This is a genomic window from Pseudomonas sp. IT-P218 (assembly GCF_949767605.1).
GTDB lineage: Bacteria > Pseudomonadota > Gammaproteobacteria > Pseudomonadales > Pseudomonadaceae > Aquipseudomonas > Aquipseudomonas putida_AE.
Window position 1 is genome coordinate 39,208 of record NZ_CATKQQ010000055.1, and the last position, 25,999, is coordinate 65,206.

Below are 25,999 nucleotides of genomic sequence, written 5' to 3' on the forward strand. Positions count from 1 at the left end.
TCAGGGTCGATGTCGCAAGTTCGGCTGATGCGGCGAATACGCTCTGATCCAGTGCAGTGATAGTTGGTACGGTAGTTCCATCACTGCGATGCATGGGGACTCAACCGGCCTTCTGATAGTGCTGCCTGGCGGCGGGGGCTCTGGCTATGCTGGAAAAACGCGACCCCCGCAAACTTCTCTTCGAGGACAGAACAATGAGCATGACGTTTTCCGGCCAGGTGGCCGTAGTGACAGGCGCGGCAGCCGGCATCGGCCGGGCCACGGCCCAGGCGTTTGCCGCCGAAGGCCTGAAGGTGGTGGTGGCCGACATGGACACCGCGGGCGGTGAGGGCACGGTAGCGCTGATCCGCACGGCAGGCGGCGAAGCGACGTTCGTGCGTTGCAACGTGACGCTGGAAAGCGATGTAAAAAATCTGATGGATGAAGTGGTCAATACCTACGGCCGTCTCGACTATGCCTTCAACAACGCCGGCATCGAGATCGAGAAGGGCAAACTGGCCGAGGGTACGGTCGACGAGTTCGACGCGATCATGGGCGTCAACGTCAAAGGCGTGTGGTTGTGCATGAAGTATCAACTGCCTTTGTTGCTGGCCCAGGGCGGCGGTGCAATCGTCAACACGGCTTCTGTGGCCGGTCTCGGGGCTGCACCGAAGATGAGCATCTACGCGGCGTCCAAGCACGCGGTCATCGGCCTGACCAAATCGGCCGCGATTGAATACGCCAAGAAAAAAATCCGCGTCAATGCCGTGTGCCCGGCGGTGATCGACACCGACATGTTCCGCCGCGCTTACGAAGCAGACCCGAAGAAAGGCGAGTTCGCCAATGCCATGCACCCGGTGGGTCGCATCGGCAAGGTCGAGGAAATCGCCAGCGCGGTGCTGTACCTGTGCAGCGATGGCGCGGCGTTCACCACGGGGCACTCATTGGCCGTGGATGGCGGGGTTACGGCGTTTTGATTGCGGATCGACCTCCAGTGTTCTGAAAACGACGGGGGCGTAGCTTTTTGCCATTATTGCGACGCCAGAGACTTGTGTTGCCAAAGGCCCGTTGCGACTCTGCCGCTATTGATAATGGCGGGGGACTGAGTGCAATGATTTCGGCCGTGCAAGGACGTTTTGCCAACCTCGGTATGGCAAAAAAACTGGGTGTCGGGTTTGTGCTGGTGCTGTTGCTGACGGCCCTGGTGGCGGCCATCGGTGTATGGTCGCTGCACACCATCAGCCAACGCTTCGACGGGCTCAAGCAGATGTCTTCGCTCAACAGCGGCTTGCTCAAGGTGCGGCTGCTGGAGCAGGAATATGCCTTGCACGGCAGCCCGAAAACCGTCGACGCCCTGCACGCAGGCGTTGACGGCCTGATCGACCTGGCAAAGCAGCTCAAGGCGGCGTCGGCGGCCAACGTACCGGTGATGAATGACGTCGAGCAGTCCCTGGGGGCCTACCGCAAGGCGTTTGACGAATTTGTCTCGCTCAGCCAGGCCAAGGACCTGGCGCTGGAAATGGCCAGTTGGTCGGTGTCCAGCGTGGCCAACAACCTCGACGTCCTGCAGGCCGGGCTCGCCGACGACGGCGCTTATACGCTGAAGGAATCCGAAGGCAAGGACGGCGCGCAATTCATCGAGCAAGCCAGCCAGGTCAGCCAGGTTTCGCGGTTGATGCTGCAAGCCATGAACGAAGCGCGCGTGCGCCTGGACCAGAGCCGCAAGGGCGACGACAGCGCCTCACAGGGCAAGATCGAGCAGGCCAGTCAGGCGCTGACCCAGGCCGAACAACTCAAGAACACGGTCAAGGATGAGGGCTACCAGACCGTCCTCAATGAAGTGACCGGCCATATCGCCAGTTTCAGCGACAAGCTCGCCGAGTACACCGGCCTGCTGGAACAGGAAAAAACCGTCTACCAGCAATTGTATCAACGCGCTGCCCAAGTGGTTGAGCGGGTGGATCAGGCCTATGTCGCCGAAGACCAGTCGATGCAGACGCAGCTGAAGAACAACTCGCTGCTGATCCTCGGTTCTTCCGTGCTGGCCTTGCTGGTCGGCCTGATTGCGGCGTGGGTGATCACCCGCTTGATCGTCGCGCCGCTGCGCACCGTGATTGGTGTGGCGCAGCAGATCGCTGCCGGGGACCTGAGTGCCAAGGTTGAAGTGACCCGCCGAGACGAGATTGGCCAGTTGATGCAAGCCATGCAGCAGATGGGCGAAGGGCTGAGCCAGATCGTCAGCGGTTTGCAGGCGGGCATCGAGCAGTTGGCCACGTCAGCGCAATCCTTGTCCGCCGTGACCGAACAGACCAACCTCGAAGTCAGCAGCCAGAAGGAAGAAACCGAGCAGGTGGCGACGGCCATGAACCAGATGACCGCCACCGTGCATGACGTGGCGCGTAATGCGGAGGAGGCCGCCCAGGCGGCGCAAACGGCGGACGGCAAGGTTGAAAGTGGGCAACGGGTGGTGCGCCAGAGCATGTCGCGAATCGAACAACTGGCGGATTCCGCCACTTCGGCCAGTTCAAGCATCGAAAGCCTGAGCGCGGAAATCCAGAATATCGGCACGGTGCTCGGCGTGATCAAGAGCGTGGCGGAACAGACCAACCTGTTAGCCCTCAACGCGGCCATCGAAGCGGCCCGGGCCGGCGAACAGGGCAGGGGGTTTGCGGTGGTGGCCGATGAAGTGCGGGCCCTGGCCAAGCGGACCCAGCAATCAACCGAAGAGATCGAGCGACTGGTCAGCGCCTTGCGCTCGGCGGCGCAGGCGTCGGTGCAGCAGATACAGAGCAGCGGCGAGTTGGTGAAACTGGCCGTCAGTGATGCACTGCAGACCGAGAGTGCGCTGGGGAGTATTGCGGCGGCCGTGTCCTTGATTCAGCAGATGAACCAGCAGATCGCGGCGGCTGCCGAAGAGCAGAGCTCGGTGGCCGAGGAAATCAATCGCAGCGTCACGAGTATTCGTGCGAGTGCGGACCAGTCTTCGCTGGCGATGCAGGGCAATGCGGCGTCGAGTATCGAGCTGGCGCAGTTGGGGGTTGAGTTGAAGGGGATGGTGGGGCATTTCAGGCTCTGATGCAGGCCTGACTGCCACTAAAAGATCGCAGCCTGCGGCAGCTCCTACAGGGATCGCATTCCACTGTAGGAGCTGCCGCAGGCTGCGATCTTTTGATCTTGTTTCTACGTTCGCTCGGTGATCAGTCGTAGATCACTTTCTTCTTCCAGTCCGCATCCGCCTCGACGTCCTTGAGGCCTTCGGTCAATTGGTTGACATCGCCCTCCACCGGAGCGATGCGGTCCATGACCTGGTCGTTGGCGCGGGCCAGGAGTTTTTCCAGGTATTGCAATTGTTCGGCGTAGACCTGGGGGTCCTGCTGCTTGCGCAGGTACTGCACGCCACGCTCGAACGCCAACCGCGCCTGGCCGGGCTGGTTCTGCTGCAGGGAGTGCTGGCCGAGGTTGTTGAAAAACTCGATGTGCAGCAGCACAAGGATATGGCGCACTTCACGGATCCAGCCCTTGGCTTCGTTGGGGGGAAGGAAACCATCCTGTGCCGCGCGGGTGATCTGGCCATGCAGGGCTTCGAGCAGGAAACGCACGTCCTTGGCCTTGGCTTCAGTCTGGATCGGTGCCGGCGGGTTGTTGACCGGAATCGATTGGCCCTGGGCAACCAGGGCCTCCAGTTCGGTTATCCGTGCCTTGAGGTTGGCGCTGGTCTTTTCCAGGTTCAACAGGCGTTGGCAAACATTCAGCTCCAGGCGGGTCAGCAGCAGCTTGAGCGCTGGCGTCATCAACTGGCCGGGAAACGTCTCGGTGATCTCACCACAGCGACGCAAACGGTCATTGAGTTCCACCTTGGTACGGGCCCTTTCCAGCTTATTGTTTTCCACCACATGGTTGATGTAGCCAATGGCGATCAAGAGTGCAATCCCGGCTACGACGAGCAGGGTGATCATGAGTGGTGTCACCGGTAAGACCTCTTCTATAGGGTTTGCATGCGAGTGTAGTGGCTTGGTCTCCAGCTGCCTGGAGCCGCTCGACTGCTTGACTCGGCGTGGCCAAGGTTTTATCGGCCGCAGCCCGCTTATATAAATGCTGGCACCTCAGGAGCATATTGCCATCACTCATGGCGTCGACTATAACGTCTTGGCGAGTGTCAGAATATAGGCGCCAGACCCCGGGCGACGGAAAACCGCAAGGGGCCTTAAAAGCAGTCCGAAGTCATTGATTTAAATAAATTTATAACAGGGGGTTGACGACCTCTCAATCCATCCATAGAATGCGCGCCACTTGCAGCGTAAAGCACACAGCGAAACGAAGCAGGCAGTGAATGTTGTAGTGTGTCCCCTTCGTCTAGTGGCCTAGGACACCGCCCTTTCACGGCGGTAACAGGGGTTCGAGTCCCCTAGGGGACGCCATTGCGGGAATAGCTCAGTTGGTAGAGCACGACCTTGCCAAGGTCGGGGTCGCGAGTTCGAGTCTCGTTTCCCGCTCCATTTTTAAACGGTCTTGCTTTCGGGCAGGGCTGAGTGAAACCAGAACCAAGTCTTCGGATGCGGATCTGGGCACCGAAACACACACCATGTGTTCCGGGCAGCGTGTCCCCTTCGTCTAGTGGCCTAGGACACCGCCCTTTCACGGCGGTAACAGGGGTTCGAGTCCCCTAGGGGACGCCATTTGCGGGAATAGCTCAGTTGGTAGAGCACGACCTTGCCAAGGTCGGGGTCGCGAGTTCGAGTCTCGTTTCCCGCTCCATATTTGACGAAAACGCCGCTCACCGAGTGGCGTTTTTGTTTGTAACAGATGTTTGAGTCCCCCCAGGGGATGCTTTTTGCGGGAATAGCTCAGTTGGTAGAGCACGACCTTGCCAAGGTCGGGGTCGCGAGTTCGAGTCTCGTTTCCCGCTCCATATTTAACAAAAACGCCGCTCATTGAGCGGCGTTTTTGTTTGTGCGCGATTTATGTCCATCGCAGAAAAAAGGCCCGCCAGTCAGACTGAGCGGGCCTTTATAGGCGCGTCGCAGGTTCAGTCCACGTGGTAGTGGACGGACAACGTGCCTTTCTTTTGCGAAAGGGACGAGATCGTGACCGTGCCCAGGTCTTTCAGGCTACGTACATGGGTGCCGCCACAGCCATAGGCCGGCAGTTCACCGAAACTGATTTCCCGGGCGCCTTCGCGCAGCGATGTCAGGCGCGGCAGATCATGGGCGATCCACTGTTCGAGGCCGTCCTGAACGGTCTGCGGGTCAACGTCCTGGGCCGAGTCTGCCGGTTTGAATTGCACACGTCCTTCGCCGGGCCAGTGATGCGCCTTGATCGGCATCCAGCCCATGGCCTGGACGAAGTGGCCAATCAGGTGGCCGGCCGAATGCATGCGGGTATTGAACTGGCGACGTTGCTCGTCGATGCGGATCTGGGTCATGCCGGGGTTGACCGGCTGATCGACGAAATGGACGATCCGGTCAGGATCCTGGACTACGCGCAGTACCCGGCTGTCGCCGATCCACCCCGTATCGCAAGGTTGTCCGCCGCCCTGAGGGTGAAACAAGGTTGCGCGCAGCACCACGGCGAATTCGTTCTCGTGAGGTGCGCAGTCCAGGACTTCCACATTGGCCTTGAGGTCATCACTGTGGAAAAAGAGGCGAAGCGTCATATTCCAAGCTCGTAATCAAATTTCTATTTTTTATTATATGAAGCGTGGATTAGCGTGATAATCCGTTCAAACATCAAAGGACTGTTGCGTTGTGAGCATAAATCTTCCACTGCCATTGCTGGGTGAAATGGCGATTTTCGTCAAGGTCGTCGAAACCGGCAGCTTCTCCGAAGCCGCTCGGCAATTGGGCTCTTCGCCCTCGGCGGTGAGTCGCAGCATCTCGCGACTGGAGAAGGCCCTGGCCACCCGTTTGCTGCAACGGACTACACGAAAGCTGCGTTTGAGCGATGGTGGCGAGGAGGTCTTCAAGCGGTGCCAGGAGATGGTCAACGCGGCCCGGTCCGTGATGGAAATCAGTGGTCAGTTCACTGATGAGCCCGAGGGAGTGGTGCGCATCAGCGTCCCTAAAGCGGTAGGCCGAATCGTGATTCACCCGCATATGCCGGAGTTTTTGCGCCGTTATCCCAAGGTGGATGTGGAGTTGTTGCTTGAGGATCGTCAGGTGGATCTGATCGACGATCACGTCGACCTGGCGATTCGCATCACCGACCGGCCACCAGCGGGATTGGTGGGGCGACAGCTGCTGAGCATCGACCATCTGCTCTGCGCCACACCCGAGTATCTGGCCGAGCACGGGACGCCGACTCACCCCCATGACCTGCTCAACCACAGTTGCCTTTACCTGGGCGAAACCCCGAGCGATGCGCGGTGGAAGTTCAAGAAAGGCAGCAAAACCGTAACCGTCGGAGTGCGCGGACGGTATGCCGCCAATCACACCGGTGTACGTTTTGGCGCGGTGTTGCAGCACATCGGCATTGGCAGCCTGCCGTATTTCACCGCGCGTCGTGCCTTGGAGAAGGGGTTGATGGTGCAGGTGCTGCCGGACTGGACGTTCCTGGCGTCCTACCACGGAGGCGCCTGGTTGCTGTATTCGCCAACCCGATACCTGCCGCCCAAGCTACGGGTATTGATTGATTACCTGGTTGAGTGTCTGGAGAAGGAGCCGACGTTGGGCAAGCCAGGCAAGTCGAGCACGCTGAGTACGCCGGTTTCGGAGTATGAGTTGCCCGAGAGTGAAGGGTTGTTCTGAGGCAAAAGCAAAGATCGCAGCCTGCGGCAGCTCCTACAGGTGGTACGCAATTCCCCTGTAGGAGCTGCCGCAGGCTGCGATCTTTTGTATCAGTGCTTGCTGTCCTGATTCGACAACGCCAGCAGCTGTTTCTCCTGGTTCCAGTCGAAAGGTTCGTCATTCTGTTCGGCTTCGAAACGACGCTCTTCCAGTGCCTGGTACAGGTCGATTTCTTCATCGGACAAGTAGTGCAGGCAGTCACCGGCGAAATACCACAGCAGATCCCGTGGGATCAGGTGGGCGATTTGCGGATAACGGGAAATGACTTGAGTCAGGATGTCCTGGCCCAGGTATTGGCTTTCGATCGGATCGATCGGCAGCGACGCCAGCAGTTCGTCGAAGCGCTCCAGGAACAAGGCATGGCTTTCTTCGGGAACCTGTTCGGCCTCACCTACGGCGACCAGGATGCTGCGCAAGTGGTCGAGCAAAACGAGATGATCGGCAACGATGTTGGACACGAGATAAGTCCTCAAGAGCAAAACGGGCGCGGGAGTATAAAGCTCCCGCGCGCATTTTCCCATGATCGAGAGCTGGATGGATCAGCGCACGCTACCCTCGGTCAGGGCTATTTCCTCTTTATCGAAAGCATCGACATCGATCACTTTGCGTCGCGATGCTTCGGCCTCACGCAGTGTCTGGGCTTCCACCGGTTGCAACACGCCGGCTTCCAGTGCGGCCTCGATGACATTTTCCCCGGCGACCGGTTTGACCTGACCGCTCTTGAGCGCCACGTGCAGTTTCTTGCGCAAGGGTTGCGCAGCGTCCAACAGATTGCAGGTGTGCTGCAGGACGCCAACAGGGTCTTCGACCGATTGCGGGCGGTAGCAACCCAACAGCACTTCTTCCAGGGCCGGATCGCCCTTGGCGCGGCCAATCACCGCCGCCACTTCGGCGCCGAGTTTGTCCGACGGCCCTTTGTGGCGACGGCCGAACGGGAACACGATCACTCGCAACAGACAGCCCAGCACCTTGTTCGGAAAGTTGTTGAGCAGTTCATCCATGGCCCGCTCGCCGTGCCCGAGACTTTCCTCCATGGCCCAGGTAAACAGCGGCTTCATATACTCAGGCGAGTCGAGGTCGTTGTAGCGCTTGAGCGCGGCGCTGGCCAGGTACATGTTGCTCAGCACATCGCCCAGCCGTGCCGACAGGCGTTCGCGCCGTTTCAGTTCGCCGCCGAGCAGCATCATGCTGAGGTCGGCGAGCAGGGCGAAGGCGGCAGCCTGACGGTTCAGCGCGCGGAAATAACCCTGGCTGAGCTTGTCGCCCGGCATGTGCTCCAGGTGCCCGAAACCCAGGTTCAACACCAGCGTGCTGGCGGCGTTGCCCACGGCAAAGCCGATGTGCTTGAGCAGCAGGCCATCGAACTCGGTGAGTGCCTGGTCCTTGTCCTCCCGTGTGGCCAGGGCCATTTCCTTGAGTACGAAGGGGTGGCAGCGAATCGCGCCCTGGCCGAAGATCATCAGGTTGCGCGAAAGAATGTTCGCGCCTTCCACGGTGATGAAGATCGGCGCGCCGTTCCATTTGCGCCCCAGGTAATTGTTCGGCCCCATGATGATCGCCTTGCCGCCATGCACATCCATCGCCTGGCTGATGCACTCGCGGCCGCGCTCGGTGAGGTGGTACTTGAGGATCGCCGACAGCACCGACGGTTTTTCGCCGAGGTCCACCGCGTTGGCGGTCAGCATCCGTGCGGCGTCCATCATCCAGGCATTGCCGCCGATGCGCGCCATGGCTTCCTGGATGCCTTCGAAAGCGGCAATCGGCACGTTGAACTGCTCGCGAATCTGCGCGTACTGGCCGGTCACCAGGCTGGTGAACTTGGCCATGCCGGTGCCCACCGCCGGCAGGGAGATCGAACGCCCGACGGACAGGCAATTCATCAGCATCATCCAGCCCTTGCCGAGCATTTCCTGGCCGCCGATCAGGAACTCCAGCGGCACGAACACATCCTTGCCGGAGTTCGGGCCGTTCATGAACGCCGCCCCCAGGGGCAGGTGACGACGGCCGATGTCCACGCCGGGCAGGTCGGTTGGAATCAGCGCCAGACTGATACCCAGGTCCTCCTCTTCGCCCAGCAGGTGGTCCGGGTCATAGGCCTTGAACGCCAGGCCGAGCAGGGTAGCGACCGGGCCCAGGGTGATGTAGCGTTTTTCCCAGTTCAGGCGCAGGCCGAGGGTTTCCTTGCCTTCCCATTCGCCTTTGCAGATCACCCCGGTGTCGGGCATGGCGCCGGCGTCCGAACCGGCGAGGGGACCGGTCAGGGCAAAGCAGGGGATTTCGTCGCCGCGCGCCAGGCGTGGCAGGTAATGGTTGCGCTGTTCGTCGGTGCCGTAATGCAGCAACAGCTCGGCCGGGCCGAGGGAGTTGGGGACCATCACGGTGGAGGCGAGATCGCCGCTGTGACTGGCCAGTTTCATCGCCACTTGCGAATGGGCGTAGGCCGAGAAACCCTTGCCGCCAAACTCCTTGGGGATGATCAGGGCAAAGAAACCCTGGTCCTTGATGTAAGCCCAGGCCTCGGCCGGCAAGTCCATGGTTTGACCGAGCTGCCAGTCACTGACCATGGCGCAGAGTTCTTCGGTCGGGCCGTCGATGAAGGCCTGTTCTTCTTCGTTCAGTTGCACCTTGGGATAGGACAACAGTTTGTTCCAGTCCGGACGACCGCTGAACAGTTCGCCGTCCCACCACACGGTGCCAGCTTCGATGGCATCGCGTTCGGTTTCCGACATCGGCGGCAGGGTTTTCTGGAACCAGTTGAACATCGGTGCGCTGAAGAACTTGCGGCGCAGGTCAGGCAAAAGCAGGGGCGCCGCCACGGCGGCGGTCAGCACCCAGAAAATCAACAGCAGCCAACCCGGCGCGCGACTGAACGCGCCCATTGCCAGCAGATAGACAGCCACGATGCCCAGGGCAGGCAGCGGCGCGATGCGACGGTGGGCTAAATAAGCTATCCCGACAACCAGAACCAGTATCCACAACAGCAGCATATTTAATCCTCCGTGAACCCAGGGCGTACCAACCCACAGAGCTTAGACGGCATCCGTAAAACCGGGTGGTCAGAGCGAGGGGATGGAAATCGTGGGAAACCCTGGATGATTGTGTAGGCCTTAGGCGCGACAGACCGTGAAAAATCGTTCATTGAGCGGGCGACAAAGCGCCCATGTTTGGCCGAAACGTCGTTATCTCTGTGCTGAACCTCTCGATAGACTCGAGACTTCTCAAGGAGATTGCCCGCATGCACGAGTACCTGAGCCCCGGCCGCTTCATCGATAGTGACCACCCCTGTGTGGTGGAGTTCGCCGAAAAACACCGCGGTGCCAGTCGCGACCCGCTCGAGCAGGCGGTCCATCTCTATTACGCGGTGCGAGAGGCAGTGCGCTACAACCCCTATACCTTCAGCCGTGATCCGCAGACCTTGTGCGGCAGTCATGCGCTGGCGGCCGGGGAAAGTTATTGCGTGCCGAAAGCCACACTGCTGGCCGGTGCAGCGCGGCATTGCGGCATACCCGCGCGGATCGGTTTGGCGGACGTGCGCAATCATCTGTCGACGCCGCGCTTGCTCGAATTGCTCAAGAGCGACGTGTTCGCCATGCACGGCTACACCGAGCTTTATCTGAATGGTCGTTGGGTCAAGGCCACCCCTGCGTTCAACCAGGCCTTGTGTGACCTGTTCAATGTGGCGCCACTGGAATTCGACGGGATCAACGACAGCGTTTTCCATCCCTTCAATCGCGACGGCGAGAAGTTGATGGAGTACATGATCGATCACGGCCAGTTCAGCGACGTGCCGGAAAAGTTCTTCTTCGAACACCTCGAAAAGTGTTATCCGCACCTGTTCGACGAGCAACTGCCGGCGCTGCTGGGGGACATGCAGAGCGATTTGAGTCGCGCCTGATCCGGCGTATGCTGCCTGCGCATTCATCCATAAAGAGGCGGTCATGCTGAAGATCTGGGGTCGGAAGAATTCATCGAATGTCAGGAAACCATTGTGGGCCGCCGAGGAACTGGGCCTGGCCTATGAGGCCATCGACGCCGGCGGTGCCTTTGGTGTGGTCGATACGCCCGAGTACCGCGCCATGAACCCCAATGGCCGCGTGCCGGTGATTGAAGACGATGGCTTCGTGCTGTGGGAATCAAACGCCATCGTGCGTTACCTGATGGCCAGGCATGCAGCGAATACGTCGTGGTATCCGGCGGACCTGCAAGCGCGGGCCAGCGCCGAGAAGTGGATGGACTGGACCACGTCCAGTATTGCCGGACCATTCCGCACGGTGTTCTGGGGCGTCGTGCGCACCCCAGCCGAGCAACAGGACTGGCCCGCAATCAAGGCGGCGATCAAGGAATGCGAGACGCTGCTGGCGATGGCCGACCAGGCGCTGGCGACCCAGCCCTACCTGTCCGGTGACGAGATCGGCATGGGCGACATTCCCCTGGGCAGTTTCATTTATGCCTGGTTCGAGATGCCGATCGAACGTTCGCCCAAGCCCCATCTGGAGGCCTGGTACGCACGATTGCAAGAGCGTCCGGCGTATCGCAAGGCGGTCATGACCGCGTTGACTTAATACTCACTATCGACACACTTGACTGTACTTGTGCGGCGGCGACAAGCACCATTGCGTCCATGCGCCGCGGTTGTTTTGCTTGCCGCCCGCCCATATCTGTCCCTTTCTTCCCCTTCTTGGTGCGTAATCCGATATGAGTTCCGCTCTGTCCATCCGGCAGCTAACCAAAACCTACGGCAACGGTTTCCAGGCCTTGAGTGGTATCGATCTGGATGTCGCCGAAGGTGACTTCTTCGCCTTGCTCGGCCCCAACGGCGCCGGCAAATCCACGACCATCGGCATTCTGTCGACCCTGGTGAACAAGACCAGCGGCACGGTGAATATCTTCGGTCACGACCTGGACAAGAACCCGGCGGCGCTCAAGCGCTCCATTGGCGTCGTGCCCCAGGAATTCAACTTCAACCAGTTCGAAAAGACCTTCGACATTGTCGTGACCCAGGCCGGTTACTACGGCATCCCGGCGAAAGTCGCCAAGGAACGCGCCGAGCAGTACCTGACCCAGCTTGGTCTGTGGGACAAGCGCGATGTGCCGTCGCGTTCGCTGTCCGGCGGCATGAAGCGTCGCCTGATGATTGCCCGTGCACTGGTCCACGAACCGCGCCTGTTGATCCTCGACGAACCGACTGCTGGCGTGGACATTGAACTGCGTCGCTCGATGTGGACCTTCCTCACCGAGCTGAACAAGAAAGGCATCACCATCATCCTCACCACGCACTACCTGGAGGAGGCTGAGCAGCTGTGCCGCAACATCGGCATCATCGACCACGGCGTTATCGTCGAAAACACCAGCATGAAGCAGTTGCTCGGCCAACTGCATGTCGAGACCTTCCTGCTGGATTTGAAGAGCAGCGTGAGCGCACCGCCGCAGCTGCTTGGTTATCCGTCACGCTTGCTCGATGCCCACACCCTGGAAGTCCAGGTGGACAAGTCCATGGGCATCACCGCGCTGTTCACTCAGCTGGCGCAGCAGAACATCGAAGTGCTGAGCCTGCGCAACAAAACCAATCGCCTCGAGGAGTTGTTCGTGTCCCTGGTGGAGAAAAATCTGTCGAAGGTGGCGGTATGAGTTCCGAGCTGCAACCCAACCTCGTTGCCCTCAACACCATCGTTTACCGTGAGGTCCGGCGCTTTACCCGGATCTGGCCGCAGACGCTGCTACCGCCAGCGATCACCATGGTTCTGTACTTCGTGATCTTCGGCAATCTGATCGGTCGGCAGATCGGCGACATGGGTGGCTTCACCTACATGGAGTACATCGTGCCGGGCCTGATCATGATGTCGGTGATCACCAACTCCTACGGCAACGTGGTGTCGAGTTTCTTCGGCAGCAAGTTCCAGCGTTCCATCGAAGAACTGATGGTGTCGCCGGTGTCACCGCACACCATCCTGATCGGCTACACCCTCGGTGGCGTGCTGCGCGGCCTGATGGTCGGGATCATCGTGACGCTGCTGTCGCTGTTCTTCACTGATTTGCAGGTGCATCACCTGGGCGTGACCGTTCTGGTGGTGGTGCTGACGGCGACGATCTTCTCGCTGCTGGGCTTCATCAACGCCGTATTCGCGCGCAACTTCGATGACATCTCGATCATCCCGACCTTTGTGCTGACGCCGTTGACCTACCTGGGCGGGGTGTTCTACTCGATTTCGTTGCTGCCGCCGTTCTGGCAGACCGTATCCTTGGCCAACCCGGTATTGCACATGGTCAATGCGTTCCGTTACGGCATTCTTGGCGTTTCGGATATTCGGATCAGTATCGCGATCACGTTCATGTTGGTGGCGACTGTGATTCTGTACCTGGGATGTGCGCGGTTGCTGGTGAGTGGGCGCGGAATGCGTACCTGATCATTGTCTCGCGGATGTACCCGATCTACTGTAGGAGCTGGCTTGCCAGCGATGGCGGCTTGACTGAGTACATATCCATTGCTGCGGTAACGGCCACTTATGGTTTCGCCCTTACGGCGAGTCACTTGGAAAAACGGAACGCCGCCCGGCCCCAAGTAACCAAGGGCTCTTGCCCCTGACGTTCGGTGCCTCGCTGTGGCTCGACATGTCCTCCTTCCGGTCCTGCTCCGTGGGCCCGCCGCCATCGGCCATCCATGGCCGAGACTGTGTAAAAACGTTTTTCAGCGCGACAGGTACTCAAAACCGGACTGGAAATCGCGCTTCTATGCGAAATCCACATCTGCTGACGGGCCAATAAATTTCAGATTGAACGTAGACGCGCACAGTTAAATTTTGGCGAAGCGTTTTTACACACTCTGGGCCGAGGGCGGCTAAACCGGCATCCATGCCGGTTTGCCCACTGCGCAGAACCTCCACTCGGCCTCTCGACGGGGCAAGAAAATCAAGATCAAAAGCCAAAGCAAAAGCGAGGCGAGCTAACGCTCGACCTTGTTGTTTGGTGGTACGCGTTGCATTCCAAATCAAAACGGCGCCTTATGGCGCCGTTTTGCATTGTCACAGCCGACTTTGCTTGCGCCGACGCCACTGTCGCGCCACCCACCAGCGCCAATACATCATCACCAGGCAATAGGCCAACGCCCCCAGCACCAACCCGGTCACCACCGACCCCAGCAAAAACGGTTGCCACAAGGTCGAGAGCTCGCCGCTGATCCATTCCCAGGTCAGCTCGTCCGGCAGATGGCGCGGCGGAACGTCCATCAGCCAGGCACCGGTCTGGTAGGTGCAGAAGAACACGGCCGGCATGGTGATCGGGTTGGTCAGCCAGACCAGGCTGACCGCAATCGGCATGTTGCCGCGCACGATGATCGCAAGAATCGCCGCCACCAGCATCTGCAATGGAATCGGCAGGAATGCCGCGAACAGGCCGACCGCCATGGCCCGGGCCACGGAATGGCGATTGAGGTGCCAGAGGTTCGGGTCATGCAGCAGGGTGCCGAGAAAGCGTAAGGACTTGTGTTCCCTGATGCTGGTCGGGTCTGGCATGTAACGTTTGAATAATCGCCGGGGCATAAGGCTTCTCGGTCGGTCAGGTCGGCAAGTATGTCTGGATTCCATGAGGCGCCCATTCAGACTTTGTGACAATTGTTAACGACGGACGTGCCCTGCGCGGGCTATGCCTAGGGACGGGACTCTCAAGGACGGGCTTATGCGCACAGGGATGATGGCGCTGGCGTTGGGTCTGTTGGCCTTGCGTTTTTTACCGGTGTTACCGCCGGTCTGGTTGTGGTTGTTGATGCCGGTGGCAGGTTTGATTTTGCTGCCGTTCAGGACGTATCCGGCGGCGTTTTTCCTGTTCGGCCTGAGTTGGGCTTGCGCCCATGCGCAATGGGCCCTGGACGATCGGCTGGCGCCGACCCTCGACGGGGAAACGCGCTGGCTTGAAGGGCGGGTGACCGGGTTGCCGCAGAACGCCGAAGGGGTGGTGCGTTTCGAACTGACCGACAGCCGGTCACGCCGCAGCGACCTGCCGCGACATTTGCGCCTGGCCTGGTACGACGGCCCGCCGGTCAACAGCGGCGAACAGTGGCGGCTGGCGGTCAAGCTGAAGCGACCTGGGGGTTTGCTCAATCCCCACGCGTTCGACTATGAGGCCTGGCTACTGGCGCAACGCATCGGTGCGACCGGGACCGTCAAGGCCGGGGAGCGACTTGCGCCGGCCCAGTGGGCCTTGCGCGACGGTGTGCGGCAGCGGCTGCAGGCTGTGGACGCCCAGGGGCGAACGGGCGTGCTGACAGCGTTGGTGCTGGGCGACGGCGCGGGCCTCAGTCGCGAAGACTGGCAGGTGTTGCAAGACACCGGCACCGTGCATCTGCTGGTGATTTCCGGGCAACACGTCGGCTTGTTGGCTGGGATGGTTTATCTGTTGATCGCCGGGCTTGCCCGTTTTGGCTTGTGGCCAGGCCGTCTGCCTTGGTTGCCCTGGGCCTGCGGCCTGGCTTTTGCGGCCGCCCTTGGCTATGGGCTGCTGGCCGGCTTCGAAGTGCCGGTTCGCCGAGCTTGTCTGATGATTGGCCTGGTACTGCTGTGGCGCCTGCGCTTTCGTCACCTGGGTGCGTGGTGGCCGCTGTTGCTGGCACTCAATGGCGTCTTGCTGATGGACCCGTTGGCGAGTCTGCAGCCGGGCTTCTGGCTGTCCTTCGCGGCGGTGGCGGTGTTGATCTTCACCTTCGGTGGTCGCTTGGGCCCTTGGCCATGGTGGCAAACCTGGACCCGTGCCCAGTGGCTGATCGCAATCGGCCTTGGCCCGTTCTTGCTGGTCCTGGGATTGCCGATCAGCCTCAGCGGCCCACTGGTCAATCTGCTGGCGGTGCCCTGGATCAGCCTGGTGGTGCTGCCTCCGGCATTGCTCGGGACTTTGTTATTGCCGGTGCCCCATGTCGGCGAGTGGTTACTGTGGCTGGCGGGCGGTTTGATCGATTGGCTGTTCACCGCGCTGGCACTGGTCGCCGGCAAGGTGCCCGCGTGGCTGCCCGCGGCCATCCCGTTGTGGGTCTGGGGCCTCGGCACTCTGGGTGCCTTTCTGTTGTTGCTGCCGCGAGGCGTGCCCCTGCGTCCGCTAGGGTGGCCTTTGCTGCTGCTCCTGGTTTTTCCACCGCGGCCGCTGCTGCCCGAAGGCATTGCCGAGGTTTGGCAACTGGATGTGGGCCAAGGGTTGGCGATCATGGTGCGTACTCGCCATCACACGCTGCTGTATGACGCTGGCCCGCGTTTTCGAGATCTCGACCAGGGCGCGCGGGTGGTACTGCCAGCGTTACGCAAACTGGGGGTGAAGGAGCTTGACCTGATGTTGATCAGCCATGCCCATGCCGATCACGCCGGTGGCGCCCGGGCCGTTGCCAATGGGTTGCCGGTGAAACGGGTGGTCAGTGGCGAACCTGCCGACCTGCCTGCCGGGTTGCAGGCCGAGGGCTGTGAGAGCGGCCGGCAATGGACGTGGGACGGGGTCGAGTTCCGGCTTTGGCATTGGCCACAGGCCAGGGACAGCAATCAGAATTCCTGCGTCTTGCAGATAACAGCCAATGGCGAGCGCTTGCTGCTCAGCGGCGACATCGACAGCAGCGCCGAGCGCGCGTTGCTCGACAGCCCATTGGCCGTGCCCACCGACTGGTTGCAGGCCCCGCACCACGGCAGCCGCAGTTCGTCGTCGATGGCGCTGCTCAATGTCTTGCAGCCCAAGGCGGTGCTGATCTCCCGTGGCCAGGGCAACTCGTTCGGTCATCCGCATGCGGTGGTGATTGCCCGCTATCGAAATCGCGGCACGGCGATCTACGACAGCGCGCAGCAAGGCGCCGTTCATCTGCAACTGGGGCGTTTCGAGCCGCCACGCGCGATGCGTCAAGAACGGCGCTTCTGGCGCGATCCACCACCCCCGGGCAAATAACCGGGCGTTAGCAAAGGCCGACCGGATGCGACATCACAGTCTTCGGTGCGCCCACCCCCTATGTTAGAGTGGCGCACTTTTTCGAGGGGACTGTCACTGTGTGGGAATTGGTCAAATCCGGCGGCTGGATGATGCTGCCGATCATCCTGAGTTCCATCGCGGCAATGGCGATCGTTGCCGAACGTCTGTGGACCCTGCGAGCCAGTCGCGTGACCCCGGAGCATTTGCTCGGGCAGGTCTGGGTCTGGATCAAGGACAAGCAACTGAACAAGGAAAAGCTCAAGGAACTGCGCGCCAATTCGCCCCTGGGTGAAATCCTGGCCGCGGGCCTGGCCAACTCCCGGCATGGTCGCGAGATCATGAAGGAATGTATCGAAGAGGCTGCCGCGCGGGTCATCCACGAGCTGGAACGCTACATCAATGCCCTCGGCACCATCGCCGCCATGGCCCCGTTGCTGGGGCTTTTGGGTACGGTGCTGGGCATGATCGACATTTTTAGTGCGTTCATGGGCACGGGCATGACCACCAACGCCGCAGTGCTCGCCGGGGGTATCTCCAAGGCGCTGATCACCACGGCTGCCGGCTTGATGGTCGGTATCCCGTCGGTATTCTTCCACCGTTTCCTGCAACGCCGGATCGATGAGCTGGTGGTGGGCATGGAGCAGGAAGCGATCAAGCTGGTCGAAGTGGTGCAGGGTGATCGTGACGTGGATCTGGCGGGGGTCAAAGCGTGAAATTCCGCCGCAAGCAACGGGAGAATGTGGACATCAACCTCGCGTCGCTGATCGACGTGGTGTTTATCCTGCTGCTGTTTTTTGTCGTGACCACGACCTTCACCCGTGAAACCCAGTTGCGCGTCGATCTGCCCGAAGCGGTCAGCGGCGCGCCTTCCGACGACCAGACCCGGCAGCTGGATATCGCGATCAGCGCCGACGGAGTGTTTTCGGTGAACAACCAGGTATTGCCGAAAAGCGACCTGGCGACGCTGATGGATGCCCTGCAGAAACAATCCAATGGCGACACCAGCCGGCCGCTGTCCATCAGCGCCGACGGAAAATCCCAGCATCAGTCGGTCATCACCGCCATGGACGCCGCCGGCAAGCTTGGCTTCAGCCATTTGCGCATGACCACAGTCGAGGCGGCGCCGCCCGCGCCCTGATGGCCATGTCCGATCGCCTGCTCGCCGCGTGGTACCGAGGCCATCCGGCCCTTAAACTGCTGCAGCCGCTGGAGTGGTTGTACCGGCGCGTGGTCAACAACAAGCGCCAGCGCTTTCTGGCGGGCGAGGGTGAGATCTATCAGCCACCGGTACCGCTGATCGTGGTGGGCAACATCACCGTCGGCGGCACCGGCAAGACCCCGCTGATCCTGTGGATGATCCAGCACTGTCAACGCAGCGGCTTGCGGGTCGGCGTGGTCAGCCGCGGTTACGGCGCTAAGCCTGCGCAATTGCCATGGCGGGTCGAGGCGGATCAAGGGGCCGAGATCGCTGGCGATGAGCCGCTGTTGATCGTGCAGCGTACCGGCGTGCCCTTGATGATCGATCCAGATCGCAGCGCGGCGGTCAAAGCCTTGCTGGCCAGTGAACCGCTGGACCTGATCCTGTCCGATGACGGCATGCAGCATTACCGCCTGGCCCGGGACCTGGAGCTGGTGCTGATCGATGCCGCCCGTGGCCTGGGCAACCGCCGTTGCCTGCCGGCCGGGCCATTGCGTGAACCGGTCGAGCGTCTGCAAAGTGTCGACGCGGTGCTCTACAACGGCGCCACGGCTGACAGCGGCGACGGCTTTGCCTTCCAGTTGCAACCGACCGCACTGGTCAACCTGCAAAGCGGCGAACGGCGCCCGCTCGATCACTTTCCCGCGGGCCAGGCGCTGCATGCCGTGGCCGGGATCGGTAACCCGCAGCGTTTCTTCAAGACCCTCGAGACGTTACACTGGCAGCCAATCCCGCACGCGTTCGCCGACCACGCCGAATACAGCGTGCAGGCCTTGAATTTCAATCCGCCATTGCCATTGGTGATGACCGAAAAGGACGCGGTGAAGTGCCGTGCCTTCGCCGCCGCCGACTGGTGGTACCTGGCGGTCGACGCTGTGCCGTCGCCAGCCTTCACGGCCTGGTTCGATACACAGTTGATGCGCCTGTTGCCGGCTCGTCTTTTGCCTTAACTCCGTTTCTATCCAGGGAATGTTCATGGACACCAAATTGCTCGACATCCTCGCTTGCCCGGTCTGCAAAGGTCCGCTCAAGCTCAGCGCCGACAAGACCGAGCTGATCAGCAAGGGCGCTGGCCTTGCATACCCGATTCGCGACGGCATCCCGGTCATGCTCGAAAGCGAAGCCCGCACCCTGACCACCGACGAGCGTCTGGATAAATGACTACAGCCTTTACCGTTGTTATTCCTGCGCGCTATGCCTCGACCCGTCTGCCGGGCAAACCGCTGCTGTTGATCGCCGGCAAGCCGATGATCCAGCACGTGTGGGAACAGGCGTGCAAAAGCAGCGCCGAGCGTGTGGTAGTGGCCACGGACGACGTACGCATCGCCCAGGCCTGCGAAGGGTTCGGTGCGCAAGTGGTGATGACTCGCGTGGATCACAACTCCGGCACCGATCGCCTGGCCGAAGTCGCAGCGAAGCTGGGCCTGGCGCCTGACGCGATCGTGGTCAACGTCCAGGGTGACGAGCCGCTGATCCCGCCAAGTGTCATCGATCAGGTGGCCGTCAACCTGGCGGCCCACCCAGAAGCGCGCATGGCCACCCTGGCCGAGCCGATCGAAGACGTCGAGAGTCTGTTCAATACCAACGTGGTCAAGGTCGTCAGCGACCTCAATGGCCTGGCACTGACCTTCAGTCGCGCGACCTTGCCATGGGCCCGGGACACCTTCGCCAAGAGCCTCGAGCAGTTGCCGGAAGGTGTGCCGTATCGCCGCCACATCGGCATCTATGCCTACCGCGCCGGTTTCCTGCATGACTTCGTTAGCTGGGGCCCGTGCTGGCTGGAAAACACCGAATGCCTGGAACAGCTGCGTGCCTTGTGGCACGGGGTGCGGATTCACGTCGCCGATGCGCTGGTCGCGCCGCCGGCCGGTGTCGATACCGTTGAAGACCTTGAGCGCGTTCGTCGCCTGCTGGAGGCCTGATGCGGGTTCTGTTTGTCTGCCTGGGCAATATCTGCCGTTCACCCACGGCCGAAGGTGTACTGCGGCATAAACTGCGCGAAGCGGGGCTGGCCGATCAAGTCGAAGTGGCCTCCGCCGGTACCGGCGACTGGCACGTGGGCAGTGCACCGGACAAACGCAGCCAGGCGGCGGCGAAAAAGCGCGGTTATGATTTGTCCGCCCAGCGCGCCCAGCAGGTCACCCGCGCCGATTTCGCCGAGTACGACCTGATCCTCGCGATGGACAACAGCAACCTGCGCAACCTCATGGACCTGCAACCGGCCAAGGGCAGGGCGGAGCTGGACCTGTTCCTGCGTCGCTACCCGTCGGAGATCGATGAAGTCCCGGACCCGTACAACGACAGTGAGCATGGGTTTGAAATTGTGTTGGACCTGATCGAGCGCGCCAGTGACCTGCTGGTGATCGAACTGAAGGAACGGTTATGAGTTTGCAGGTGCGATCAGGGGTTTCACTCAAGCCGTTCAACAGCTTTGGCGTGGATGTCCAGGCCCGTCTGTTTGCCGAGGCCCACAGCGACGCTGATGTGCGTGAGGCCCTGGCTTATGCACGGGAGCACCATGTGCCCTTGCTGGTGATCGGCGGTGGCAGCAACTTGCTGCTGACGGCCGATGTTGAATCACTGGTACTGCGCATGGCCAGCCGCGGAATCCGCGTGATCAGCGACGATGGCAGCAAAGTCGTGATCGAGGCCGAGGCGGGCGAGCCCTGGCATCCGTTCGTGCAACACACCCTGGTGCAGGGCTTGTCGGGCCTGGAAAACCTCAGCCTGATTCCCGGCACGGTTGGCGCCGCGCCCATGCAGAACATCGGCGCCTATGGCGTGGAGATCAAGGATGTGTTCGCCGGCCTGACCGCTCTTGATCGCCAGAGTGGCGAGTTGCGCGACTTCAGCCTGCAAGAATGCAACTTCGCTTACCGCGACAGTGTGTTCAAGCAGGAACCTGGGCGCTGGTTGATCCTGCGCGTGCGTTTCATCCTCGATCGCGCTGCACAGCTGCACCTGGAATATGGTCCGGTGCGTCAGCGCCTGACCGAGCAGGGCATCGATCATCCGACCGCCACGGACGTCAGCCAGGCCATCTGCAGCATTCGCAACGAGAAACTCCCGGACCCGGCGGTGCTCGGCAATGCCGGCAGCTTTTTCAAGAATCCCCTGGTGCCAGCGGCGCTGGTCGCCCGGCTCAAGGGCGAATACCCGGACCTGGTGGCCTACGCGCAACCCGACGGGCAGATGAAGCTGGCGGCGGGCTGGCTGATCGAGCGGGCAGGGTGGAAAGGTTTCCGCGAGGCCGATGCCGGCGTGCACAAGATGCAGGCACTGGTGCTGGTCAATTACGGCAGCGCGACGGGACTGCAACTGCTGGACCTGGCACAGCGTATCCAGAAAGACATCTCAGAGCGTTTTCATGTCGACCTGGAAATGGAGCCCAACCGTTATTGAAGCTAAGCTTTCATGACGGATTGCCAAAGCCCTGTACAACTCACGTTGTGCAGGGCTTTTTTGTTAATGCAGGCTTAACCTGGTCTGCTGACGATGCAAGCATTTGCTCCACCAAAGGCCCGGTGCAGACGTGTCCGTTCGCACAAGAGAGCCCATTAGCCTGAGTCGATCTGCGTTACCCACCCAAGATCCATCGGCAGATTGCTCGACCCCATAACCCAAGCACTATGCGGGCGTGCCCATGATTACCCTGAAACTCAACGGTCAAGACCATCCGCTCGACGTCACCGAGGATATGCCCTTGCTCTGGGCGATCCGCGACGTGGCCGGTTACAACGGCACTAAATTCGGCTGTGGCATGGGCCTTTGCGGCGCCTGCACGATTCATATCGAAGGTGCCCCGGCGCGCAGCTGCATCACGCCGATCGGCTCGGTCGTCGGCCAGAACGTCACCACCATCGACAACCTGCATGCCGACCCGGTGGGCAAAGTCGTGCAGCAAGCCTGGCTCGATTCGGCCGTGGCCCAATGCGGTTACTGCCAAGGCGGGCAGATCATGTCCGCCACCGCGCTGCTCAAGACCAACCCGAACCCGAGCGACGAACAGATCGAAGAGGCAATGGTCGGCAACATCTGCCGCTGCGGCACCTACAACCGCATCACGACCGCCATCCGCCAGGCATCCACTCACCTGAAGGAGGCCAAGGCATGAGCCGGTTACCCGATGATTTCGCCCTGAGCAACCTCAGTCGGCGTGGTTTTCTCAAGGGTGTGGGCGCCGCCAGTGCACTGGTGGTCGCCGCGAGCTGGGGCTGGCAGGACGCATTTGCCGAAGAAGCGCAGAAAAAGTTCGGTGCCGACGGCATGCCCCACGGCTGGGTCGACGATCCCAAGGTTTATGTGAGCATCGGCACTGATGGCACGGTGACGGTGGTGTGCAACCGTTCGGAAATGGGCCAGGGCGTACGGACCAGCCTGACCATGGTGGTGGCCGATGAACTGGAAGCCGATTGGGCGCGGGTCAAGGTGCAGCAGGCGCCGGGCGATGAAGTGCGCTTCGGCAACCAGGACACCGATGGTTCGCGCAGCATGCGTCACTGGTACGAGCCGATGCGCCGCTGCGGTGCCGCCGCGCGGACCATGCTCGAACAGGCCGCCGCCGACCAGTGGAAAGTGCCGGTGGGCGAATGCCATGCCCAGCTGCATAAAGTCATCCACAAGCCTTCCGGGCGTGAACTGGAGTATGGCGCCCTGGCCACAGCTGCCAGCGCCCTGGCCGTGCCGGCACGGGACAGCCTGCGACTCAAGCAGCCGTCGGAGTTTCGCTATATCGGCAAGGAAGGCACCAAGGCCATCGATGGCGACGACATCGTCAACGGTCGCGCGGTATACGGCGCCGATGTGCATTTCGATGGCATGCTGTTCGCCACCATTGCCCGGCCGGCGGTGTACGGCGGCAAGGTCAAAAGCTTCGATGGCAGTGCGGCGATGAAAGTGCCGGGGGTGGTCAAGGTCATCAAGATCGAGAGCCGTCCCTTGCCCTCGGAGTTTCAACCCCTGGGCGGCATCGCGGTGGTGGCCAGCAACACTTGGGCAGCGATCAAGGGGCGCGATGCGCTGAAGATCGAATGGGACGATGGCCCCAACGCCAGCTATGACTCGATTGCCTACCGCAAGGAGCTGGAGGCCGCCTCGCTCAAACCCGGAAAAGTGGTGCGCAACACCGGCAATATCGACGAGGCTATGAGCGGCGCCGACAGCACGCTGGAAGCCTCCTACTACTTGCCGCACCTGTCACAATCGCCAATGGAGCCGATGGTCGCCATCGCTCGCTACAAGGACGGAGTGTGCGAAGCCTGGGGGCCAAGCCAGGCGCCACAGGTCACCCGCGAGCGGATCGGTGAACGCCTGGGCGTGCCCTTCGATAACGTTACGTTCAACGTGACGCTGCTGGGCGGTGGCTTCGGGCGCAAATCCAAACCCGACTTCATCATCGAAGCGGCGATCCTGGCCAAGGAATTCCCCGGCAAAGCGGTGCGGGTGCAATGGACCCGCGAAGACGATATCCACAATTCGTACTTTCACACGGTATCGGCCGAATACCTCAAGGCCAGCCTGAACAAGGATGGGCTGCCTTCCGGCTGGCTGCACCGTACGGTGGCGCCGAGTATCACCGCGTTGTTCGCCCCGGGCATGAACCACGAGGCGGCCTTCGAATTGGGCATGGGCTTCACCAACATGGCCTACGCGATTCCCAACATTCGCCTGGAAAACCCCGAGGCCACCGTGCATACGCGGGTGGGCTGGTATCGCTCGGTGTCGAACATCCCCCACGGCTTTGCGATCCAGAGCTTCATCGATGAACTGGCGCACAAGGCCGGGGAGGACCCGCTCAAGTACCAGGTCAGGCTGCTCGGCCCGGACCGTCAGATCGATCCGCGTACCTTGAGTGAAGAGTGGAACTACGGTGAATCGCCCGAGCGTTATCCGATCGACACCGCGCGATTGCGCACGGTGCTGGAAACCGCCGCCAAGGCCGCCGGCTGGGGCCGCGAGTTGCCCAAAGGCCGGGGCCTGGGCCTGGCGGTGCATTACAGCTTTGTGACCTATGTGGCGGCGGTGATTGAAGTCGAGGTCAAGGACGATGGCACCTTGATCGTGCACAAGGCCGACATCGCCGTGGATTGCGGTCCGCAGATCAACCCCGAACGGATTCGCGCGCAGTTCGAGGGGGCCTGTGTCATGGGCCTGGGCAACGCGGTACTGGGCGAAATCAGCTTCAAGGACGGCAAGGTCCAGCAGGACAACTTCCACATGTACGAAGTGGCGCGCATGTCGTTGGCGCCCAGGGAAGTCGCGGTGCACCTGGTCACGCCGCCGGGCGAGGTGCCGTTGGGCGGTGTCGGCGAACCGGGTGTACCGCCGATTGCGCCGGCCCTGTGCAACGCGATCTTCGCCGCCACCGGCAAGCGTATCCGCGACCTGCCGATCCGTTATCAATTGCAGGGCTGGCAGAAGGTCCAGGCGTGATGGACAGTGCCGATCTGAATGTCCTGCGCAGCGTGCTGGCGTGGCGCCGCGCCGGCCAGAGGGTGATCCTGTACAGCGTCGTGCAGACCTGGGGCACCGCGCCCCGGGCGCCTGGCGCCATGCTGGCGCTGCGTGAGGACGGCGTGGTGATCGGCTCGGTGTCCGGTGGTTGTGTCGAGGACGACCTGATCGCACGGTTGCATGACGGTCGCATTACGGCCGACGGGCCGCCGGTGCAACTGATCACCTACGGGGTGAGCCGTGAGGAGGCGGCTCGGTTCGGTTTACCCTGCGGCGGCACCTTGCGCTTGACCGAGGAGCGCGTCGGCGATCCTGCGTGGGTCGCCGAGCTGCTGGCGCGCTGCCAAGCCCATGAAATCGTCGCACGTTCGCTGGATATCGCCACCGGAGAGGTGATTTTGCAGCCGGCCGACAAGACCGATGTGCTGGCTTTCGATGGCCAGACCCTGCGGGCCATCTATGGTCCGCGCTGGCGCTTGCTATTGATCGGCGCCGGGCAGTTGTCCCGCTATGTCGCCGAGATGGCGCGGCTGCTGGATTTCGACGTATTGATTTGCGATCCGCGCAGCGAGTTCGTCTACGGCTGGGAGGAACAGCACGGTCGATTCGTCTCGGGCATGCCCGATGAGGCGGTGGTGAACATCCAGACAGACGAGCGCACGGCCATCGTCGCCCTGACTCACGACCCCCGCCTGGATGATATGGCCCTGCTCACGGCCCTGGACTCCCGGGCCTTTTATGTCGGCGCGCTGGGCTCGCGCATCAACAGCCAGCGGCGCCGGGACAACCTGGCTCAGCTCGGCTTGTCGCAACAGGCCATCGAGCGGCTGCATGGTCCGGTCGGCTTGCACATCGGCAGCCACAGCCCGGCGGAAATCGCCTTGTCGCTGATGGCCGAGATTGTCGCAATCAAGAATGGCGTCGAGCTCAAGCAGAAAAAACCGCTGCGGGAGGGTGTATGAGTGAATCCATCGGGGTGATCGTGTTGGCGGCGGGGCAGGGCAGTCGCTTTCGACAGGTCGCCGGTGACGAAAAGGACAAGCTGCTGGCTGATTGCACGGGGCGTGATGGGACGGTTCGATCGGTGATCGAACAGGTTCTGGTCAATCTGCCTGCCACCTTGGAAAAACGCATGCTGGTGACCACGGCGGATCGCCCGCAAGTGAGCCGCATGGCCAAGGCCTATGGTTGTGAGATCGTCCTGATCGAATCGACCGGTATGGGCGACAGCATTGCGGCCGGGGTGACGGCGTGTGCGCAGCTTGAGGGTTGGCTGATGGTGCTGGGGGATATGCCGTTCATCCTGCCTTCAAGTATCGAACAGGTGGTGGCGAACATCGCCGATGACTGCATCAGCGTGCCGGTGCAGGAGGGTGAGTACGGGCATCCGGTGGGCTTCGGGCGCAGCTTTGGTCCGGGTTTGATGGCATTGGCGGGTGATCGTGGCGCCAAGGCGCTTTTTGCCCAGGGGCGGGTGGTTGAAGTGACGGTGGATGATCCCGGCGTGTTGTGGGATGTGGATGTACCCGAAAAGTTGGCGTTTGGGCCCTAAAAGATCGCAGCCTGCGGCAGCTCCTACATAGACGGTGCCTATCCTGTAGGAGCTGCCGAAGGCTGCGATCTTTTGATCTTCTGGAACATAAAAAAGCCCCGCCTGGCA

Annotated in this window: 24 protein-coding genes, 5 tRNA genes and 1 pseudogene; 25 read left to right on the forward strand and 5 right to left on the reverse strand. The window is 61.3% G+C overall.

Features of this window, described 5'->3' with window-relative positions; translation table 11 throughout:
- Positions 1-194: 194 nt before the first annotated feature.
- The 3 genes and pseudogenes from ACM6I6_RS22830 to ACM6I6_RS22840 all read left to right on the forward strand — a co-directional run bounded on the left by ACM6I6_RS22830 (position 195) and on the right by ACM6I6_RS22840 (position 3,055).
- Positions 195-956: an SDR family oxidoreductase gene (locus ACM6I6_RS22830; RefSeq protein ID WP_008062892.1), complete on the forward strand. Its 762-nt coding sequence runs from the start codon at positions 195-197 to the stop codon at positions 954-956.
- 1,013 nt (positions 957-1,969) lie between these two features.
- Positions 1,970-2,197, forward strand: a pseudogene (locus ACM6I6_RS22835) (HAMP domain-containing protein); the annotation flags it as partial.
- The gene (locus ACM6I6_RS22840; protein ID WP_414920824.1) at positions 2,192-3,055 is read left to right on the forward strand and encodes a methyl-accepting chemotaxis protein; all 864 of its coding nucleotides are present in this window, start codon (positions 2,192-2,194) and stop codon (positions 3,053-3,055) included. The pseudogene ACM6I6_RS22835 and the gene ACM6I6_RS22840, both read left to right, overlap by 6 nt.
- 121 nt (positions 3,056-3,176) lie before the next feature.
- On the opposite strand, the gene ACM6I6_RS22845 is transcribed toward ACM6I6_RS22840, so the two are convergent.
- The gene (locus ACM6I6_RS22845) at positions 3,177-3,935 is read right to left on the reverse strand and encodes a hypothetical protein (RefSeq protein ID WP_274072937.1); all 759 of its coding nucleotides are present in this window, start codon (positions 3,933-3,935) and stop codon (positions 3,177-3,179) included.
- 386 nt (positions 3,936-4,321) lie between these two features.
- Here ACM6I6_RS22845 and ACM6I6_RS22850 point away from each other — a divergent pair.
- The 5 genes from ACM6I6_RS22850 (at position 4,322) to ACM6I6_RS22870 (ending at position 4,888) form a co-directional block, all read left to right on the forward strand.
- A tRNA-Glu gene (locus ACM6I6_RS22850) sits at positions 4,322-4,397 on the forward strand.
- Between the two features lie 2 nt (positions 4,398-4,399).
- Positions 4,400-4,475 (forward strand) — tRNA-Gly (locus ACM6I6_RS22855).
- 104 nt (positions 4,476-4,579) lie between these two features.
- A tRNA-Glu gene (locus ACM6I6_RS22860) sits at positions 4,580-4,655 on the forward strand.
- A gap of 3 nt (positions 4,656-4,658) precedes the next feature.
- Positions 4,659-4,734: transfer RNA gene (locus ACM6I6_RS22865), tRNA-Gly, on the forward strand.
- Positions 4,735-4,812: 78 nt separating this feature from the next.
- Positions 4,813-4,888 (forward strand) — tRNA-Gly (locus ACM6I6_RS22870).
- A 117-nt stretch (positions 4,889-5,005) separates the two neighbouring features.
- Here the strand turns inward: ACM6I6_RS22870 and ACM6I6_RS22875 are convergent.
- On the reverse strand, positions 5,006-5,632 hold the full coding sequence (locus tag ACM6I6_RS22875; protein ID WP_323628851.1) for an alanyl-tRNA editing protein: 627 nt from the start codon (positions 5,630-5,632) through the stop codon (positions 5,006-5,008).
- A 91-nt stretch (positions 5,633-5,723) separates the two neighbouring features.
- Between ACM6I6_RS22875 and ACM6I6_RS22880 the strand changes: the two genes are divergently transcribed.
- On the forward strand, positions 5,724-6,722 hold the full coding sequence (locus ACM6I6_RS22880; protein ID WP_274072939.1) for a LysR family transcriptional regulator: 999 nt from the start codon (positions 5,724-5,726) through the stop codon (positions 6,720-6,722).
- Between the two features lie 89 nt (positions 6,723-6,811).
- On the opposite strand, the gene ACM6I6_RS22885 is transcribed toward ACM6I6_RS22880, so the two are convergent.
- Together ACM6I6_RS22885 and ACM6I6_RS22890 are read right to left on the reverse strand one after the other, a co-directional pair.
- On the reverse strand, positions 6,812-7,219 hold the full coding sequence (locus ACM6I6_RS22885; protein WP_007991629.1) for a PA2817 family protein: 408 nt from the start codon (positions 7,217-7,219) through the stop codon (positions 6,812-6,814).
- 81 nt (positions 7,220-7,300) lie between these two features.
- The gene (locus tag ACM6I6_RS22890; RefSeq protein WP_406591479.1) at positions 7,301-9,748 is read right to left on the reverse strand and encodes an acyl-CoA dehydrogenase; all 2,448 of its coding nucleotides are present in this window, start codon (positions 9,746-9,748) and stop codon (positions 7,301-7,303) included.
- A gap of 248 nt (positions 9,749-9,996) precedes the next feature.
- Here ACM6I6_RS22890 and ACM6I6_RS22895 point away from each other — a divergent pair, with 248 nt between their 5' ends.
- From ACM6I6_RS22895 to ACM6I6_RS22910, 4 genes are all read left to right on the forward strand, one after another.
- Entirely contained in the window at positions 9,997-10,656 is a 660-nt protein-coding gene (locus tag ACM6I6_RS22895) for a transglutaminase-like domain-containing protein (protein WP_414920749.1), read from the forward strand.
- A gap of 43 nt (positions 10,657-10,699) precedes the next feature.
- Positions 10,700-11,323 (forward strand): glutathione S-transferase, encoded by a 624-nt coding sequence (locus ACM6I6_RS22900; RefSeq protein WP_323609462.1) that lies wholly within the window; start codon positions 10,700-10,702, stop codon positions 11,321-11,323.
- Between the two features lie 133 nt (positions 11,324-11,456).
- On the forward strand, positions 11,457-12,389 hold the full coding sequence (locus tag ACM6I6_RS22905) for an ABC transporter ATP-binding protein (protein WP_323628857.1): 933 nt from the start codon (positions 11,457-11,459) through the stop codon (positions 12,387-12,389).
- On the forward strand, positions 12,386-13,165 hold the full coding sequence (locus tag ACM6I6_RS22910; RefSeq protein ID WP_274072944.1) for an ABC transporter permease: 780 nt from the start codon (positions 12,386-12,388) through the stop codon (positions 13,163-13,165). The genes ACM6I6_RS22905 and ACM6I6_RS22910 overlap by 4 nt, the downstream gene beginning before the upstream one ends.
- Before the next feature lie 615 nt (positions 13,166-13,780).
- Here ACM6I6_RS22910 and ACM6I6_RS22915 read toward each other — a convergent pair.
- On the reverse strand, positions 13,781-14,296 hold the full coding sequence (locus ACM6I6_RS22915; RefSeq protein ID WP_274072945.1) for a DUF2062 domain-containing protein: 516 nt from the start codon (positions 14,294-14,296) through the stop codon (positions 13,781-13,783).
- Between the two features lie 136 nt (positions 14,297-14,432).
- Here ACM6I6_RS22915 and ACM6I6_RS22920 point away from each other — a divergent pair, with 136 nt between their 5' ends.
- The 12 genes from ACM6I6_RS22920 (at position 14,433) to ACM6I6_RS22975 (ending at position 25,891) form a co-directional block, all read left to right on the forward strand.
- A complete protein-coding gene (locus ACM6I6_RS22920; protein ID WP_414920750.1) occupies positions 14,433-16,667 on the forward strand; it encodes a DNA internalization-related competence protein ComEC/Rec2 in 2,235 nt (744 codons plus the stop codon).
- Positions 16,668-16,765: 98 nt separating this feature from the next.
- Positions 16,766-17,401, forward strand: coding sequence for a MotA/TolQ/ExbB proton channel family protein (locus ACM6I6_RS22925; RefSeq protein WP_008066570.1), 636 nt, complete (start codon positions 16,766-16,768; stop codon positions 17,399-17,401).
- Positions 17,398-17,826, forward strand: a complete 429-nt coding sequence (locus tag ACM6I6_RS22930) for an ExbD/TolR family protein (RefSeq protein ID WP_046817688.1) — start codon at positions 17,398-17,400, stop codon at positions 17,824-17,826. The genes ACM6I6_RS22925 and ACM6I6_RS22930 overlap by 4 nt, the downstream gene beginning before the upstream one ends.
- Entirely contained in the window at positions 17,826-18,836 is a 1,011-nt protein-coding gene (gene lpxK, locus ACM6I6_RS22935) for a tetraacyldisaccharide 4'-kinase (protein WP_323608673.1), read from the forward strand. The genes ACM6I6_RS22930 and lpxK overlap by 1 nt, the downstream gene beginning before the upstream one ends.
- Before the next feature lie 25 nt (positions 18,837-18,861).
- Positions 18,862-19,047 carry a Trm112 family protein gene (locus ACM6I6_RS22940; RefSeq protein WP_003179363.1) on the forward strand — a complete coding sequence of 62 codons (186 nt, stop codon included), beginning with the start codon at positions 18,862-18,864 and terminating at the stop codon, positions 19,045-19,047.
- Positions 19,044-19,808, forward strand: coding sequence for a 3-deoxy-manno-octulosonate cytidylyltransferase (gene kdsB / locus ACM6I6_RS22945; RefSeq protein ID WP_274072948.1), 765 nt, complete (start codon positions 19,044-19,046; stop codon positions 19,806-19,808). The genes ACM6I6_RS22940 and kdsB overlap by 4 nt, the downstream gene beginning before the upstream one ends.
- Complete coding sequence (locus tag ACM6I6_RS22950) at positions 19,808-20,272, forward strand: low molecular weight protein-tyrosine-phosphatase (RefSeq protein ID WP_274072949.1); 465 nt, start codon at positions 19,808-19,810, stop codon at positions 20,270-20,272. The genes kdsB and ACM6I6_RS22950 overlap by 1 nt, the downstream gene beginning before the upstream one ends.
- Positions 20,269-21,288, forward strand: a complete 1,020-nt coding sequence (murB, locus tag ACM6I6_RS22955) for a UDP-N-acetylmuramate dehydrogenase (protein WP_414920751.1) — start codon at positions 20,269-20,271, stop codon at positions 21,286-21,288. The genes ACM6I6_RS22950 and murB overlap by 4 nt, the downstream gene beginning before the upstream one ends.
- Positions 21,289-21,529: 241 nt before the next feature.
- Positions 21,530-22,000: a (2Fe-2S)-binding protein gene (locus tag ACM6I6_RS22960; RefSeq protein WP_414920752.1), complete on the forward strand. Its 471-nt coding sequence runs from the start codon at positions 21,530-21,532 to the stop codon at positions 21,998-22,000.
- Positions 21,997-24,318, forward strand: a complete 2,322-nt coding sequence (locus ACM6I6_RS22965) for a molybdopterin cofactor-binding domain-containing protein (RefSeq protein WP_414920753.1) — start codon at positions 21,997-21,999, stop codon at positions 24,316-24,318. Before ACM6I6_RS22960 ends, ACM6I6_RS22965 begins: the two co-directional genes overlap by 4 nt.
- Positions 24,318-25,301: an XdhC family protein gene (locus tag ACM6I6_RS22970; RefSeq protein WP_414920754.1), complete on the forward strand. Its 984-nt coding sequence runs from the start codon at positions 24,318-24,320 to the stop codon at positions 25,299-25,301. Before ACM6I6_RS22965 ends, ACM6I6_RS22970 begins: the two co-directional genes overlap by 1 nt.
- On the forward strand, positions 25,298-25,891 hold the full coding sequence (locus ACM6I6_RS22975; RefSeq protein WP_414920755.1) for a nucleotidyltransferase family protein: 594 nt from the start codon (positions 25,298-25,300) through the stop codon (positions 25,889-25,891). The genes ACM6I6_RS22970 and ACM6I6_RS22975 overlap by 4 nt, the downstream gene beginning before the upstream one ends.
- The last annotated feature ends 108 nt before the right edge of the window (positions 25,892-25,999 follow it).